General features: G+C 70.9%; 6 protein-coding genes. 1 reads left to right on the top strand and 5 read right to left on the bottom strand.

Annotated features, from left to right (window positions below):
• Positions 1 to 4: 4 nt before the first annotated feature.
• The gene (locus tag QMG73_RS20000; protein WP_281897845.1) at positions 5 to 5,707 is read right to left on the bottom strand and encodes an RHS repeat-associated core domain-containing protein; all 5,703 of its coding nucleotides are present in this window, start codon (positions 5,705 to 5,707) and stop codon (positions 5 to 7) included.
• A 51-nt stretch (positions 5,708 to 5,758) separates the two neighbouring features.
• Positions 5,759 to 11,863: an RHS repeat-associated core domain-containing protein gene (locus QMG73_RS19995; protein WP_281897843.1), complete on the bottom strand. Its 6,105-nt coding sequence runs from the start codon at positions 11,861 to 11,863 to the stop codon at positions 5,759 to 5,761.
• A gap of 72 nt (positions 11,864 to 11,935) precedes the next feature.
• Here QMG73_RS19995 and QMG73_RS19990 point away from each other — a divergent pair, with 72 nt between their 5' ends.
• Positions 11,936 to 14,269, top strand: coding sequence for an ATP-binding protein (locus QMG73_RS19990; RefSeq protein WP_281897841.1), 2,334 nt, complete (start codon positions 11,936 to 11,938; stop codon positions 14,267 to 14,269).
• Here the strand turns inward: QMG73_RS19990 and QMG73_RS19985 are convergent.
• The 3 genes from QMG73_RS19985 to QMG73_RS19975 are packed head-to-tail and all read right to left on the bottom strand — an operon-like array spanning position 14,262 to position 17,076.
• The gene (locus QMG73_RS19985; RefSeq protein WP_281897840.1) at positions 14,262 to 14,705 is read right to left on the bottom strand and encodes a S24/S26 family peptidase; all 444 of its coding nucleotides are present in this window, start codon (positions 14,703 to 14,705) and stop codon (positions 14,262 to 14,264) included. The genes QMG73_RS19990 and QMG73_RS19985 overlap by 8 nt on opposite strands.
• Positions 14,702 to 16,540 (bottom strand): ABC transporter ATP-binding protein, encoded by a 1,839-nt coding sequence (locus QMG73_RS19980; protein WP_281897839.1) that lies wholly within the window; start codon positions 16,538 to 16,540, stop codon positions 14,702 to 14,704. Before QMG73_RS19980 ends, QMG73_RS19985 begins: the two co-directional genes overlap by 4 nt.
• Positions 16,537 to 17,076 (bottom strand): thioredoxin domain-containing protein, encoded by a 540-nt coding sequence (locus QMG73_RS19975; RefSeq protein WP_281897837.1) that lies wholly within the window; start codon positions 17,074 to 17,076, stop codon positions 16,537 to 16,539. Before QMG73_RS19975 ends, QMG73_RS19980 begins: the two co-directional genes overlap by 4 nt.
• Positions 17,077 to 17,080 lie beyond the last annotated feature (4 nt).

The raw sequence follows: 17,080 nt of genomic DNA, 5'->3' as shown, positions 1-17,080 counted from the left end.
CGCCCTACTTCTTCTTCTTTTTGCCGTACAGGCCGGGCGGGCTGTATCCCTCGACCTTCCCGGGCTTGGTGTTACACGGATTCCACGACGTGCACTGGTCGTACTCCCACTCGTCGCGATACTCCACGTAGTCGCCGTGCAGGTCTTCGAGATAGGAGCCTTCTTCGTAGTCGCTCGTGTCGTAGTACGGCTTGTAGCCCCCGTAACCGCTGGGCGACTTCACAGGCGTGTAGGTGCAGGTACGCACCGGGCCCTCCGTGCGGCAGTTCACCAGCCAGGTGCCGTCGCCCGGGTCATGGATGTCGTATCCGGACGAGCCGGTGCTGGGCGTCGTCGGGATGTTCGGAAGCGGGACCGGGCGTCCTGGTTGCGAGGGCGGGCTCTCCGGCGGCTGCGTGTATCCCGGCGGGACCTTCGGCGACCACTTCCGCACGCCGAAGACATTGTTGATCGTGGCGTTGAGGTTGGGGTTGCCGCGCGCGCCGGGCAGTACCCGGGTCACGTCCGGTGTGGACAGCGCTTCGCGTTCCGGGGAGCCGAACAGCCGGAACCCCGTGACCGCGCCGTCCCAGTCGATCGGCGGCGCCGACACCAGCGCGAGGTGGGCGGTCAGGCCGGTCGGGTCGGCGTAGGTGACAGGTGAGTTGCCGGCGTACGCGTAGCCGTGCAGTTGCTGCGGCGACTCGGTGTCGAGAATCGGGTCGACCGAGATGAACGCGCCCGCGTGCGGATCGTAGTCGCGCGCGCCGACGTGCGTCAGGCCAGTACTGCCATCGGCGGTGCCGCCCACGAAACCCCGCTCCCCCGGCCAGCCGGCCGCCGTACCGCCGCGCGGAGCGCCGTAGGGCAGCCGCCGCCGGACGGTGACGTCGAGGTTGCCGGCGTCGATCGCCGCGCCCGCCGTACCGGCGTGGTCGTCGGCGAGCCACGACAGGCCCGAACCGGTGCGTACGGCGATCGTGTCACCGTCCACGGTGTAGTAGCGGGTGCCGGTGACGGCGCCGGTGGCCGAGTCCAGGCGCAGCTCGGTGTCGCCCAGGTACAGCGTCCGGCCCTCCGGGTCGCGCCGGATCAGCCGCTCGCCGTCCGCGCCATACTCGAACGTCGTAACGTCGCCGCCCGCGTCCACCCCGGCGAACCGGCCTTCCGCGGTCCAGGTCAGGGTCTGCCCCGGCCGCGCCACCGTGTTTCCGGCCGCGTCGTACCCGTACCGGTCCACACTGGACCCGGTGGTCACGCTCTGGAGGCGGTGCGGACCGGCCCCACCGGCGGGCGGGTAGGCGTAGTCGCGAACCGTGTCACCGCCGGCCGCGTGCCATGTCTCGCGGGTGCGGTTGCCACCACCGTCGTACCGGTAGGAGTGCCAGTACGGCGCCGGCCCGCCGAGCACGGCCAGGCTCGGCGCGGCCGCGCAGTTGTCAGTGGCGGTCCATGCCTCCACCAGCCGCCGCAACGAGTCGTGCCCGAAGCACTGCGTGTCGCCGGAGGCGGCCTCGGCGCTGGCCACGACGTTACCGGCCGGGTCGTAGCGGATCCCGAGGTCGACCGCGACCGCGCCGGTGTCCAGTACCGTCCGCACTCCGGTGAGCCGACCGGTGCTCTCCTCGTAGGAGTACTGGCGCATCACCCGGCCGTCGAGAATGCGGGCCCGCAGCTGGCCGACCTCCGTGTATGCGGTCTCCGCCACGTACTGCGTCACCTCGGAGCCCACGGTGCTGACCCGGCCCAGGCCGTCGTAGCCAGTCAGGATCCGCTCTTCGGGCAGGCCCCCGACCGCTGGCAACTCCGTCGCCACGACCCCGCCGACCTGGTCGTACTCCACTGTGGACTCGTACCGGCCGGCCAGGCCGGCCTCGCGACTGGGAATCGTCACGGCGGTGCCGGTGGGCCACCCGTGCGGGTCGTAGCCGAGCGTCTCGGTGCGGTACGCGGCGCCATCGGCGTGCCGGATCGCCGCGGCGGGCTCACCGATGCCACCTTGCGCCGTGTCGAACGTCCACTCCGCCAGGCGCTTGCCGCTCGGCGATCCCTCGAAGGTCCCGGTTCGCCGGTCGAGCACGTCGTAGGTGTACGCGATCGTGGCGCCCCGCGCGTCGGTGACCGTGGCGAGGCGGTCCTTGCCGTCGTAGGTCATGGTGGCGGTGCCCTTGTCCGGATCCTCCACCCGCACCTGCCTGCCACGCACGTCGTATCCGAAGCGCCACACGTTGCCGGCGGGATCGGTCACCGAGGAACGCCTGCCCGCCTTGGTGTAGCCGTACTTCGTCGCGAGGTGCGCGCCGCTCGGACCGTCCCCTGTGTACTGTCGCAGCTCGACGACGCGTCCTCGCACGTCGGTGATCCGCGTCGTCGGCGTACCACCGGCGGGCGGATCCTCGCTGATCCGGTCACCGCCGTAGGTGTAGGTGGTGCGGTGCACCTCCGTGCCGAACGAGCGGAGGATCGCGGCGCTCTTCCGGCCCGCGCCGTCGTACTCGACGACCTCCTGCGAAGGTACCGCCGCGTGGTCGACCACGAGCAGCGACGTGCTCACGGCGCTGTCATTGTGGTAGTCGGCGTTGGTGCGGGCGACCCGGCCGTGTGCGTCGTAGTGCGTGTCGGTGACGATCCGGCCGCCGTTCGGCGCCGGCCTCTGGGTCTGCCGCTCGCGCAGCAATCCGTCGTAGAACGCGTGGCTGGTGACGTAGGCGCCGTTGCCGAGTAACCGGTGGGTGGTCACCACGGACGGCTCGTCGGACCGGAGCAGGTACTCGTGCCGCACCGACGGCGGTTGGTTGGCCGCACGCCCAGGCTGCCAGGCGGCGGTGAGCCGCCCGAGCGGGTCGTAGGTGCGCGTGCCGCGGCGGTCGTTGGCGTCGACCGTTGCCAGGACGCCTCCACGGGCGGCGTCCAGCTCGGTGACGCCCGTGTGGCCGAGCGGGTTGGTGACTGTCACCTTCGTCACCGGGCCGCCGGTCGCCGGCTCGTACGCGGTGGTGGTCTTCGCGTCGAGCGCGTCGAACGACTCGACGATCCGCCCGTGCTGGTCGTACGCCGCCCGGGTCGTGGTGACATACCGCGGCTCGTCACCCTCCCAAGAGGACAGTTTCTCGGTCCTGGTGACGTCGCCCTTCACCGGCGCCGCGTCGATGGTGCCGCTGCCGTCGTAGTAGGTGCGCTCGTCGGAGACCACGTCGGCCGGCGCCGGGTCGGTGCCGCACGGCACCGCCGCGGTGCGCACGCGGTTCGGCAGGTGAACCAGCCAGGCGGTGGTGTTGCGCGTGTACGACGTCGTGGTGCACAGGTCGTCGCCGGCCACCGCCACGTCGCCGTGGTCGTGAACCTCGGTCACACTGCCGTAGCCGTCGTGCTTCGTGGTGGTCTTCGACAGCCGCACGCCGCCGCCGGCGAGGACGGTGCGGGTCTGCACCGTGTCCACCTTCAGGATGCGGGCCTCCAGCGGGCCGCTGTCGCGGTCGCGGACCGCCGTCGGGTCGGACAGCCACGGCTCCTGGAACTCCGCCGAGATCTCCGCGCCGGTCACTCCATCCCGGACGATCGTCTCGCGGGCGAACCCGGCGTAACCGGGCTTGTCCGGGACCGGGATGCCCAGCGAGTCCTCGATGCTGACGCTCCGGCGGGAGCCGTCGAGGAGCAGGTCGTCGTGCATGCCGCGCATGAACAGGTGCTCGGTGAGCGTCTGCTGGCCGCTCGGTGCGCCGGTGCGCACCCGCACCTTCTGGAAGCCGCGCCAGGACCCCCACGTCTTGAACCGGTCCGGCACGAGCTCCGCGGCGTCGTAGCGCCAGGCGGGACCGGTGTCGACGTACTCGTACTGGGTGAGCGCGCGTGGCGCCCCGCCGACCCGGTCCACCTCTGCCACCTCGCGCACCACGTACTTGTGGAACCAGCCCAGTTCGGGGTTGGTCGCGCCCTGCGGAAGCCAGTACGCAGGGAAGCAGCTGCGCGCGTTCGCGTCCTGCCGGGGCAGCGTCGCGGTGTCACACTGCGCGGCCTGGTAGCCGACCTCGGTCAGGCCGCCGGCCTCGCTGTAGATCCGGGACAGCCGCCACTTGTTCATCGGCGAGAGCCCGTCGACCGTACCGATCCGGTTGGGCAGCCGCAGGCCGTCGAGCAGCACCTCCGGCAGGCGCGCCGTACCACCGACGTGTCCGGTATGGAGGATCGAGCGCAGCCAGAGGGCCGGGGTGGCGTCGTCGCCGGTCGCCGGGAAGGTGTGACCGAGCGTCCACGAGTCCACATCGGTGAACGCGGCACCGGTACGCACCTGTGTGGTGATCTTCGCGAGCCGCTTGGTGCCCCAGAAGCTGGGCCCGACAGCCGCGCAGCTCCCACCGGGGCACGACAGGTCCCACGGCGTGTCCGGCCAGTCGGAGGTCTGGGCCGCCTGGCAGACCGAGCCCGGCACGCAGCGCGGCGCGCTGGTGAAGAGCACCCGCGCCACCGGTTCGGTGCCCGCGCGCTGTCCATAGTCGATCCGTGTGAGGTAACCGCCCCGCACGTAGGGGGTGGCGTTGCTCGCGGTGCCGGACCGGCCGTAGTGGTTGGTCTCGGTCTCGTAGTGGTAGGAGATCTGGTCACCGTGGATGTCGGTGACGGTGTCGAGCGTCCAGCGGTACGCCTGCTGGCACCACGACGTGTCGAACGCCGGCCCGTGGCACGGTTCGCCGCTGTCATCGCCGAACACCGGCACCGTCCAGGTCGACCTCGCCGCGCCGACCCGCCCAAACGAGTACTGGGTGCCGTCCGGCCCGGTGACGACCCAGTGCTCGCCGTCATCGTCGCCGTTGCTGGCCCCGGTGCGCAGCTCGACGCGCCATCCCTCGTCGTTCGCGACCCGCCACACCTCCCGGGAGCTGTCCCAGACAAGTTCGCCCGTTATCCCGGGCAGGATCAGGTGCGCCGCCTGCCCGTCCCAGCACATGTCACCCTTGCCGGCCTGGCCGTCCTCGGCACACGGTTTGTAGGTACGCTCGATGAATCCCGGCTCGTAGCCGAATCCCTCACCGATCCAGGACGCCTGGTTGTTGGTCGACGCCGTCCGTCCATCCACGACACTCGACGCGTATGAGAGGGCTACCTCCGGGGTGAGCCCTGGTGCCGGCGGCACCCGGATCGGATAGTTCCACGAGAAGTCGCCCGACTGGATCCCCACCGCCCACGTCGCCGACGGCGCCAGCGAGGTCGGTGCGAAGCTGCCGGCGCTGCCGGCGGTTCCGGCGGTCACCGCGTACGTGGTGCCCGCGACTGCCGGCGCGCTCAGCTTCCCAGCCGCCGCGTCGTGCTTGGCCCGCACCACCTTGCCGGTGCCCAGGTCGACGACCCGCAACCGCGACGCGTAGTCACCGCCGTACGCCCGCCGCAGGCCCGAGTAGTCGACCTCGACCGTCGCCGACCGTCCTACCTGGAACGTGGTGACGGTGGCGGTGCGCCGCAGCACCTTCACGGCCGGCTGCCCCGCCCCGGTTGCCCGTACCGTGAGCGAGGCAGCCGCCGTCCCGCGCCCGGCCGCCTGCTTGTCCACCGCCAGCGCCGGACGTGGTGCCTTCGGAGCGGTCTTTCCCGTCACCGACCGCTCCGCCCCCGATGGCGGCACCTTCCACCTGTCCGGCTCCTCCGCCCGCGCCGCGACGGGAGTCGCTACCAACGACAGCAGCACCGTAATAGCCAATGCCGACATACGCCCGCGCACCGTCACCCTGCCCATCAACACTCACCGCCTGATTGTCTGAAGTGGAACCCGATCCGCGGACGCTGACTACTCTTCCCAGACACTGTCGATCGCCTCGGTCGCGGCCTTACTCGCGTAGATGCCGGCTACGGTCCCCACGACGGCACCGACGAACGCGCCAGCGGCCGTGCCGACGCCAGGAATGACGCTTCCGACCGCGGCGCCCAGACCCGCGCCTGCCTTCGCACCGGCCCAGACCGTGGCGGCGTCGACGCCGGTCTTCACCGCCGCCTTCCCCAGGCTGTCACCTCCGGCGACGTTGCTGTTGAAGGTCATCGCCGCCCCGACGGCGCCCAGCCCGCGCCCGCCCCACTTAACGGCGGGCTTGTTCAGCCCAGGGTCCTTGCGATAGGTGTTTGCGTGCTTCGAGGCCCACCAGTCCTTCTTCCACTTGTCCATCGTCTCGTCGTAGGTGGCAGCTCCACTGGGGCCCGCGCCCAGGGCTGTCGCGGCGTCGGCGGCCTTACCCAATTTCTCAGCGGCGTCGCGGTTCTTCATCTTCTTGACGTCTTTGGCAATCTTGGCGTTGCTGCCGTCGCACTGCCGCGGGTTGGCACACTTCCGCTTCGCCGCCGCGTTGCGGGCCTTCACCTTCTTCGCGTCCTTGTTGTCACACTGACTCGGCGTCGAGCAGTAGCGCTTTGCCGCCTTGTTCGCCCGAGCCTTCATCTTCTTGACGTCTTTGGCAATCTTGGCATTGCTTCCGTCGCACTGGCGCGGATTGCCGCACCGCGGCGTCGGCTTCGACTTGGGCTTGGTGCTCTTGGCCTTCTTGACCTTGGCTTTCGGCTTCTTCGTCTTCGGTTTCGCATGGCCGGGGCGGGGTTCGAGGCCGTCCGGGTCGCTCAGGCTCGCCGGGTTGTTGTTGGCGTAGGCGTACCCGTGCATCTGCTGTGGATCGTCCACATTGATGATCGGGTCGACCGAGATGAAGCGGCCGGTCAGCGGGTCGTACTCGCGCGCGCCGAGATGGGTCAGTCCGGTGGCGTCCTTGGTGCCGCCCACGAACCCCTTGTCACCCGGCCAGGTGGCAGGAGTGCCCCCGCGAGGTGCGCCGAAGGGCAGATGCAGCCGGTGGCTCACCGCCTGGGTGTCGGCGTCGACCACGGTTTCGCCCGTGCCGTGGTGGTCGGCGAAGACCCAGCTCAGCCCGGCTTCCGTCCGGATCGCGACGGTCGCATCGTGGAAGGCGTAGTAGCGGGTGCCGTCGACGCTGCCGGTCCCCCTGTCCCACCGCAGCTCGGTGCTGCCGAGGTAGAGCGTGGTGGCACCCGCCTCCCGCCGGATGAGCCTTTCGCCCTCCGCGTCGTACAGGTAGGAGGTGGTATCCGATCCCGCGGTGACCGACTCCAGCAGGCCCTCGCTGTTCCAGACCAGGGTCTGGCCGGGGCGACTCGTCGTATTGCCGTCGGCGTCGTAGCCGTAGCTGTCGGTTCGCGACCCGCCAAGCCCGGTCGACGTAACCGAGAGCAGCGTGTGCGGCTGCGGTGATCCCGCCATCGGGTACGAGTAGGTGCGTGTCGTATCACCAGCGGCGGCGTGCCACTTCTCGGTGAGCCGGTTGCCAACCTTGTCGAAGGTGTACGAGTGCCAGTACGGCGCCGGCCCGCCGAGGTTGTCGAGGCTGGGCCCACCGGCACAGTCGTCGGTCGCCGTCCATGCCTCGGTCAGCCGTTCCAGGTGGTCGATGTCGTAACACTGGGTGTCGGCCTGCCGGTCTCGCGCCGCCGTCACCAGCTTCTTGAGGTTGCCGGCGGGGTCGTACTCGAAGCGACGCTCCACCGCTGGCGTCTCGGAGAGCTCGTCGCGGGCCCGGGACACGGTCATCCGGTGCGTTCCGGTCTCGTACTCGAAGGACTGTTGCATCCGCTTGCCGTCGACGCCGCCGAGAATGTACTCGGCGAGCTCGCCCAGCGGCGTGTACCTGGTCCACTCGACGTAGGTCGCCGCACCCGTCAACGAGATCGGCTGCCCGAGTTCGTCGTAGCCGTACGCCAGGATCTCGTCGGGAAGCCCTCCGGCGCCCGGCTGTGTCACCGAGGTGACCTGGCCGACGTCGTTGTAGGTGGATGTCGACGTGTACCGGCCGGCCAAAGCGCCCTCGGCCGCGGGGATGGTCACCGCGGTGCCGGTCACCTGGCCCCGGTCGTTGTATCCGGTGACCTCGCTGCGGTACGCCTGGCCGTTCACGAACCGGGTCGACGCGACCGGAAGTCCCTTGCGGAGGCTGTCGTAGGTCTGCTCGGTCAGCTGGGTCCCGCCGGTGGATCCCTCGTAGGTGGCGGTCTTCCGGCCGAGGACGTCGTAGGCGCTGGCGACCGTCCTTCCCCGCGAGTCGGTCGTGGTGAGCAGCCGGTCCTCGTCGTCGTAGGTCATCGTCGCGGTGCCCTTGTCGGGGTCGTCGACGCGAATCTCGCGGCCACGCAGGTCGTAGTGGTGCCGCCACACGTTGCCCGCGGGGTCGGTGACCGAGGCGGGCTCACCGGACGGGGTGTAGGTGTAGCGGGTGCTGTCGTACGCGGCGCCGCTCTTGTGCTGGCGCAGCTCGATAACCTTGCCCTCGGCGTCGAACACCTCGGTGGTCGGGGTGCCACCGGCGGGCGGGTTCTCGCGCGTCCAGTTTCCGCCGTACGTCGTGGTGGTACGCCACTTCTCGATGCCCTTGACCCTGAAGATCTCGGCGGTTTCCCGGCCCACACCGTCATAGACGAAGACCGTCTGCCCGGGTGCGTCCTCGTCGGCGGTGACCAGCAGATCGGTCCCCGGCGCGTCGTCGTTGTGATACGTGGAGTTGGTCTTCACCACCCTCCCGTGCGAGTCGTAGATCGTGTCGGCGACGAGCCGACCGCCACCCGGCGCCGGCGACTGGGTCTGCCGTTGCCGCAGGAGTCCATCGAGGAGGGAGCGGTCGCTGCGGTATCCACCGTTGTTGAGAAGGGTCCTGGTGGTGATGACCGATGGGCCGTCGTTTCGCAGCAAGTACTGGAATTCGACCTCGGGGCTCTCGGCGCTGGACCGTCCGGGTCCCCATGCCTTCACGAGGCGTCCGAGCGCGTCGTAGACCATCTCGGAACGCTTGCCGTCGGCGTCGACGAGGAGCACCGGGGAACCGGTTGCCGGGTCGACCCGGGTCAGTGACCGGTGCCCGAGGGCGTTCGTAGTCTCGACCTCCGTCATGGGCCCGCCCACAGCCGGCGTGTATGCCGTGGTCTCCTTGTTGCCCAGGGCGTCGTAGCTTTCGATCTCGCGCCCGTGCGCGTCGTACGCCTTGCGACCCATCGTGGTGTAGACCGCGCCGTTCGCGCCCCAGGACGACAACTCCTCACCTCGAGTGGCGTCGCCCTTGGTAGGGGCCGCGTCGAGGGTGTCGGACCCGTCGTAGTACACCCGCACATCGGAGATCACATCGGTTGGGCGGTTCGGGGTGGCGGCGCAGGCGACGCTCACGGTCTCGACGCGGTGCGGCAGGCCGATCAGCCAGTCGTCCTTGTTGGCGGTGTAGCTGGTCCGCTGGCACCGGTCGTCGTCGCTTGTGGACAGGTCGCCGCGGTCGTCGGTCAGGATGTGGACGCCGTACGCGTCGTAGGAATGGATCTCCTCGGTCTCCCGGTAGCCCCCATCCGCCAGAACGGTGCGGGTGTAGTTCCGTTTCACCTCGGTGGTGTACGCGCTCAGGTCGCCGGAGGCGCGGCGGCGGATCGCGTTCGGCCCGATGACGACCGGCTCGTTGAGCTCACGCTCGATCTCGGGGCCGCCGTCGCCGTTGTACGTGATTTCCTCATGCGCGAACCCGCGCAGTACGGGCAGGTCGTCCTGCCCGCCGAGCTTGTCCGCCTTGGTGGTGCCGTCGAGCTTCTTGTCGCCGTGCATGCCCCGGAAGAAGCGGTGCTCGACGAGCGTGCGGGCGCCGCCGGGCGCGCCCGTGCGGACCTTGACGGTCTGGTAGCCGCGCCACTGCCCCCATGTTTTCAGCTCGTCGGGCACCAGTTCGGCGTCGTCGTGGTGCCAGGCGGCGTCGCCGGCGTACTCGTACGAGGTGAACTTGTCCGGCGATCCGCCGACCCGGTCGATCTCGCGAACCTGGGTCACCAGGTACTTGTGGAACCAGTCCAGCCGCGGCTGCGTGGCGCCCGCCGGAGTCCAGTAGACGGGGAAGCACGCGCGGCCGTTGGTGTCGGCGGCGGGTACGGTGCCGGCCGTGCAGTTCGCGGAGTAGGTGATGTCGATCTGGCCGCCGGTCTCGGTGTTGATTCTGACCAGCCGCCACTTGCGCATCCACGGTTCGCCGTCGACGACTTCCAGCCGGTTGTCGCGCAGCAGGCCGTCGAAGTTGACCTCTGGCGTGCTCAGCTGGCCACCGACGTGTCCCGTATGGACGATCGATTCGAGCCAGAGGCTGGGACCGGTGGTGTCGTTGGTGACCGGGTAGAGATGCTTGAGCGTCCAGGAGTCGACGTCCTTGAGCTGGCCGCCGTCGCGCACCTGGGTGGTCACCTTGGCGAGTCGCTTGGTGCCGAAGAAAACCGGCGACGTGCCAGTACAGACGCCGCCGTCACATTGCTGGTCCCACGGCACGTCGGGCCAGTCGGCCGGTTGGGAGCGCTGGCACGGCGAGCCGGGTATGCACCGGTCCGCGGCGGTGAAAACGACCCGGGCGGCCGGCTCGCTCTGGCCGTCCCGGAGGCCGTAGTCGATGCGAGTGATCTGACCGGCTCGCACGTACGGGGTGGCGTTGCCGCTGGCGCCCCCGCGTCCATAGTGGTTGGTCTCGGTGTCGTAGTGGTATGCCATGGCGTCGCCGTGCCGGTCCACGACGTAGTCGAGCATCCACCGGTACGCCTGCTGGCACCATGAGGTGGCGAAGGCGGCCGCGTTGCAGGGCTCGCCGGCCTGGTTGCCGAAGACCGGCACCGTCCAGGCCGACTTGGCGGCGGTGACGCGGCCGAAGAAGTACTGCGTGCCCTCGGGCGAGGTGAGCCGCCAGTGCTCGCCGTCGTTGTCGCCGTTGTTCGCGCCGAAGAGCTGCTCAACCCGCCAGCCGTCATCCTCCTCCGCACGCCAAATCCGCTTGCCCGCGTCCCACACCAGTTCTCCGGCCACGCCGGGCAGTGCGACGGTGGCGTTGGCGGACGCGTAGCACAGGTCGGTGGTGGCGGTGGTGTTGTTACCACCGTCCATGTCGGAGCCACACGTCGTGTACTGGCGCTCGATGAAGCCGGGCTGGAGGTCGAAGCCGTCACCGATCCACGACGCCTGGTTGTTGGTCGAGGTCGTGCGACCGTCGACGGCGCCGGAGGAGTACGACAGGGCCAGTGACGGCTCCATGCCCGCGGCCGGCGGCACCTCCAGGGGGTACGACCAGTTGAAGTCGCCGGACTGGAGACCCACCTCCCACATGGCCGACGGTGACAGCGATGTGGGCTTGAAGCTGCCGGCGCTGCCGCTCGCCGAGGAGGTGACCGCGTAGACCGCGTCGGCGGTGGTCAGGTCCGCGGTGGTCACGTCGCCGCGGATCCGGCCCGCCCGCACGTCGTTGGTGGCCCGCAGCGGCGTGGCGGCGACACACTCGGGCCGTTTGGGCGTAGACGCCGCGCACGCGGGCAGCCGCACCAGGGTCAGCCGCGCGGCGTAGTCGCCTCCGAAGGCGTGCCGGAAACCCGAGTAGTCGACGTCGACCGCTACAGGGCCGGCGCCGGCCGCTCCGTCCGTGCGGCGTACCCGGAACAGCACACCGTCCACTCCGGCCTGTTCGGCTGCGGACCTGTCGAGCAGCTCCACCTTCACCCGGCGCGGGCCGCCAGCGCGCGGCGCGATCGATACCGGTAGCCCACCGGCCCGCACCGCGGCGGTCCGCGCGCCCGACAGTGACACTTCGGCGCTGCCGGCCTTGGGCCACGTCACGGCCGGCGCCTTGGCCAGGGCGCCCGCCGCCGCCGGGTCGGCGGGGCGCGGCCGCGTGCGAACGGCCGTGCCCCGCACCGGCTTCGCCTCGGGCGCCGCCGACCAGCGGGCCTTGTGAGGTTTGGGTTCGGCGGCCTGAGCCGGCACGCCGCACAGGCCAGCCACCAGGGCGAGCGCGGTTCCCACCGCCACCGCCCCCCGAGACCAGAGCGTCAATCGATAGGCCGGCATCCGCGATCCCCTCCCCGTTTGAGGCGCGCCATCCGGGGATGGCGCCACGCACGTACGCTCAGGGTCCTGTCGATGGGCAGACATCGACAGGCGACCAAGCGGAGAATGACCGGAGATTTCCGGGCACGCGGGCCTGCCGGCGAGGTGGGCGCGCACGTCGAGTGGGGGACGCGCAGATTGTTCGGTGAGCTGTTGCGCAGGTATCGGCAGCACCGTGCGATGACCCAGGAGGAGCTGGCCAGACAGGCTGGCATCAGCGCGCGCCAGGTCAGAGACCTGGAGACCGGCCGGACGGCTCGTCCCCGCCCCAGCACCGTGCAGCTCCTCGCCGACGCGCTGGGCCTCGCCGATACCGAGCGTGAGCGCTTCTACCAAGCCGCGCTCGCCATCGCGCCACCGGCACCCGCGTCGCCGCCGATGCCCTCGGGGCCACCACGTGCCATCCCCCGGCAGCTTCCCACCCGGCCGGCGCGGTTCGTGGGACGCATCCGTGAACTGGCGAAGCTGCGCGGTTCGATGCCAAGCACCGATGTGGACGGTCGGATGCCGGTGGTGGCGATCAGCGGCCCCGGTGGGATCGGCAAGAGCTGGCTGGCTTTGCGGTGGGCCCACGACAACCTGGAGACGTTCCCGGACGGCCAGCTGTACGTGAACCTGCGCGGCTTCGACCCGGTGGCCGAGCCGATGCCGGCGGCGGTGGCGCTACGCGGTTTCCTCGACGCGCTCGGCGTACCACCGGAGGCCGCGCCCGCCGAGCCAGAAGCTCTCGCCGGCCGGTACCGCAGCGTCGCCGCGGGCCGGCGCGTGCTGGTGGTGCTCGACAACGCCCGCGATACCGCGCACGTGACGCCGTTGCTGCCGGGCGGCGACTCCGCGACGGTACTGGTCACCAGCCGGCGCCGGCTCACCGGCCTGGTCACCACCCACGGCGCGATCCCGGTGCGGCTTGGCCTGCTCGATGACGACGAGGCCAGGGGCCTGCTCGCCGGTGGACTCGGGCAGCAGGCGGCCGCCGAGCCCGACAGCGTCACCGACATCCTGGCGCACTGCGCCGGGCTGCCGCTGGCCCTCAGCATCGCCGCGGCGCGCGCCGCCACACACCCGGACCTGCCGCTCGCGGCCCTCGCCCGGCAGTTGCGCGACGACGCGACGCGACTGGACTATCTGGACACCGACGACCTGACGGCCAGCCTGCGCGCGGTCTTCGCGGCGTCGTGCCGCGCGCTGACCCCGGACGCGGCGCGGGTGTTCACCCTGCTGGGTCTGGCGGTCGGTCCGGACATCGGCGGAGCGGCCGCCACCAGCCTGGCCGGATCGCCACCGGCCGCCTGCCGGGTGACGATGCGCGAGCTCACCGACGCGCACCTGGTCGAGCAGCACGCGGTCGACCGGTACCGGCTGCACGATCTGGTGCGGGTGTACGCGGCCGAGTGCGCGCAGTCCACTGTCGAGCGGCACGACGCGCTGCGAAGGTTGTTCGACCACTACGCCGAGCTGGCCGAAGCCGCCGAACGCCACCGGGATCCGGACGAGGCGATCGAGCCGGCCGAGCCAGGTGACTTCGCGAAGCGGGAGGAGGCGGTGGCGTGGTTCCGCGCCGAGCACGCCGTACTGGTCGCGACGTGCCAGCAGGCGGCGAAGGTCGGCTTCGACCGGCACGCGTGCCGGCTGGCCCGTTCGCTGCGGTTCCACCTGGAAGACGGCGGGCACTGGGACGAGCTGACCGCCGTGCAGGGCACCGCGATCGGGGCCGCCCGCCGGCTGGGCGATCCGGCCGCGGAGGGCAACGCGTGTGACAGCCTCGCGCGCGCGTACGCCCGCCTGCGCCGGTACGACGAGGCGGAGGCCCACTATCGCCGCGCCGTCGACCTGTTTCGCGCGGTGGCTGACGCGGTCGGCGAAGCGCACGCCCAGCGTGGCCTCGGCGGGCTGTGCGCACGGCATGGCCGGCACGACGAGGCTTTCGCGCACAACCAGCGGGCGATCGACCTCTACCAGGCGGCCGGCCACGTGTCCGGCCAGGCGAAGGCGTTGAACAACATGGCCTTCCTGAGCGCCATGAGCGGCGAGCACCAACGGGCGTTGGCCTTGTGCGAGGAGGCGCTCGGCTTTCTGACGGCGAGCCCGCATCGCAGTCCGGAGGCCGCCATCTGGGGCACGCTCGGCTTCGTCCACCAGCAACGCGGCGACCATCGACAGGCGATCGCCAGCTACCGTCACGCCGTCGACATCACCCGCGAGCTCGGTGAGCGCTACAACGAGGGCTACTGCCTGTGCCGGCTCGCGGAGGCGTACGAGGCTCTCGGCGACCACTCCGCCGCCCGCGAGGCGCGGCAGCGGGCACTGGAAATCTTCGAGGAGATCGGGCACCCGGACGCCGACGAGGTACGGGCGGCCCTCAGCTGAGCCGCCGCACCATCACGCCGAGGATCTGGTTGCGGGGGCACGGGCCGTACTGCTTCGAGTCGAAGCTGCGCGGGTTGTCGCCGAGCAGCACGAGGTGACCCTCCGACACCGTCCCGCCGCTCCCGACGCCCTCCGGGTACTGGTCACCGGCCAGCGCGACGGCCCGCTTGATGTACCAGCCGGTCCCGCGCAGGCCGTCCACGGGCGGGTTGTGCCGCCAGCCGGTCTCGCGGTCGGGCCGCGCGACCACCACGATGCGCCCCCGTCGCAGGCCGCCCGCGCCGCGCCGGATCAGCACCCGATCGCCGGTCACGAGGGTGGGGCTCATGCTGAGGCCGGCGACGGTGATCGCGACATATGTGCGGCGCAGCCACCAGGCCAAGGCCAGCACGGCGACCGCGACCGCCGCAGCGGTGAGCGCCATCCAGCCGTTCACGCGGGCGCGTCCACGTACCCGGATGCCTGCAGGGTGAACAGGCGCGCGTACTCGCCGCCGGCGGCCAGCAGTTCGTCGTGGGTACCTTGCTCGGTCACCTGTCCATCTTGGAGCACCGCGATGCGGTCGGCCCGCCGTACCGCGCCGAGGCGGTGGGAGATGAGCAGGCTGGTGGCGCCGGCACGGTACCGGCGGAGGGTCTCGTGGATTGCCTGCTCGGCGTCGGCGTCCAGCCCCGCGCTGGGCTCGTCGAGGATCAGCAGGTCGCGACCGTCGCGCATCAGTGCCCGCGCCAGGGCGATCCGCTGCCACTGGCCGCCGGAGAGCGTGACGCCGCGCACCTGCTCGTCACCGTCTTCGTCGTGCATGAACATGCGCGACAGCAGCGTCCGGTACCCCTGTGGCAGGCCGGTCACCATGTCGTGTACGCCCGCGTGCTCCGCCGCCGCGCGGATCCGATCGGTGTCGTCGAAGTGCGCCACGTCGCCGATGCCGATGTTCTCGGCGGCTGTCAGGTCGTACGCGACGTAGTCCTGGAACACCGCGCTGATCCGGTCACGCAGGTCGGCGATGGGCACCTCGCGGATGTCGACGCCGTCCCAGAGGATGCGGCCCTTCGTCGGGTCGTACAGCCGGCATAGCAGCTTCACGAGCGTGCTCTTGCCCGCGCCGTTGAGTCCTACCAGCGCCAGCGCCTGTCCACAGGGGATCGCCAGGCTGACGCCTCGGAGCACCCACGGGGCGTCGTCGCCGTACCGGAACCAGACGTCGTCGAGGTAGATGCCGCGCCGCAGCACCGGAAGCGCGCTCGGGTGCTGGGGTACTGGCAGGTCTGCCGGCGTGTCCGTGACGTCGGTGTAGTGGCGGAACAGCAGCAGCGCGCGGTAGCCCTCGGTCGCGCCGAACACCAGGCCGCCGATCGCGCCCTGTACCCCGGCGACAGCCGCGATGAACGCGGACACGTCACCGATGGTGAAGTCACCGCGCACGGCGGCGCCCACCATCCACACCAGACCGCCGGCCGCGACCAGCGCGCCGAACGCGGACAGCGGCCCTTGCCGCGCCGCGATCCCGCGGTCGATCCGCTCCTCCGCGCGGTTGATGGCCACGGTCTCGTCGCGCATCCGCCGCAGCAGGAACGGCCCGGTGCCGAACAGGCGGGTCTCCTTCACCGCGGCGAGGTCGAGCATCAGCATCTGGTAGAAGAGCTGCCGCCGGCTGTGCGGGCTCATCCGCCACAGCATGTCGGCGTGCTGGCGGCTGATGAGCACCTGGACGAACAGCGACGGCACCGCGGCGCAGACGGTGACGACGGTCATCACCGGGCTGATCGTGACGAGCACGCCGAGGAAGCTGGCCACGGTCAGCAAGCTCTGCGCGGTGCCGAACGCCGATGTGACGACCTGGTCGGGCGCCCCGGTGGCGGCCTGCTGGGCAAGTCGCAGCCGGTCCCGGAACTCCGGCTCCTCGAAGCGTGCCAAGCCGTCCATCCGGTTGACCGCGGCGTAGAGGCGGTGCTGCACCAGCAGGGCGACGGAACGCTGCAGCCGTGACCGGACGTAGTCCACGCCATAGGGCAGGACGGCCAGCAGCACCCCGAGCCCGCCGATGCCCGCGACCAGCGCGACCGGCTCCGTGTAGGCGGGAGAGCCCGGTCTCTCCGTGCCGGAGAACTGGATGGCGTCGATGAGCCACTTGGTCAGCAGGGCCACACCGGCCGGCAGTACGCCCTGCGCGACCGTCATCAGCAGGTACAGCGTGGCCTCGACCGGCCCGGCCCGCCAGGTCAGCTTCAGGGCGTGCGCGGCTCCGCGGACCAGGCCGGACCCGTTCATGCCGCGGCCGCGACCAGCGTGCTCGTGCTGTCTCCCGAGCGCCGGACGATGCCGCCCGGGTCGGCGATGACGAAGGCCGGGAAGCTGTGGATGGAGAACGCCGCCGCGACCGGCCCCAGCGTCTCCTCCAGGATCACGGTGGCCCGCCCGTCGAGCGCGTCGACGTATTCGCCGGCGTCGGCGGCCTCCCCGCCCACGACGGCGACCACCTGGTCGGGGTTCAGCCCGTTGCGCTTCGCGTAGTCGAGCAGTCGGGGAATCGTCGGCCGGCACGACGAGCAGCCGCTGTCGAAGAACGCGTACACCGCCTCCGACTCGCTCTGGCTCTTGTCGCTGACGCTCCGGCCCGACAAGGCCTCGGCGTGAAACGCGGGCACCGGGCTGCCCGCGGGCAGTTCCGGCAGGTCGGGGTCGGCGGCCACCTTGCGCGCGGCCGGCGGCGACTCGCGCAGGCGGCGGATCACGGCCAGCGTCAGCACCAGGTTCAGGGTGGCGATCGCGCTGAACAGCACGACCGCGGCGACGAGGAACGGCATGGCG

Source organism: Phytohabitans aurantiacus, from assembly GCF_027923225.1.
Classification (GTDB): domain Bacteria; phylum Actinomycetota; class Actinomycetes; order Mycobacteriales; family Micromonosporaceae; genus Phytohabitans; species Phytohabitans aurantiacus.
This window is presented reverse-complemented; position numbering and strand designations above follow the sequence as displayed.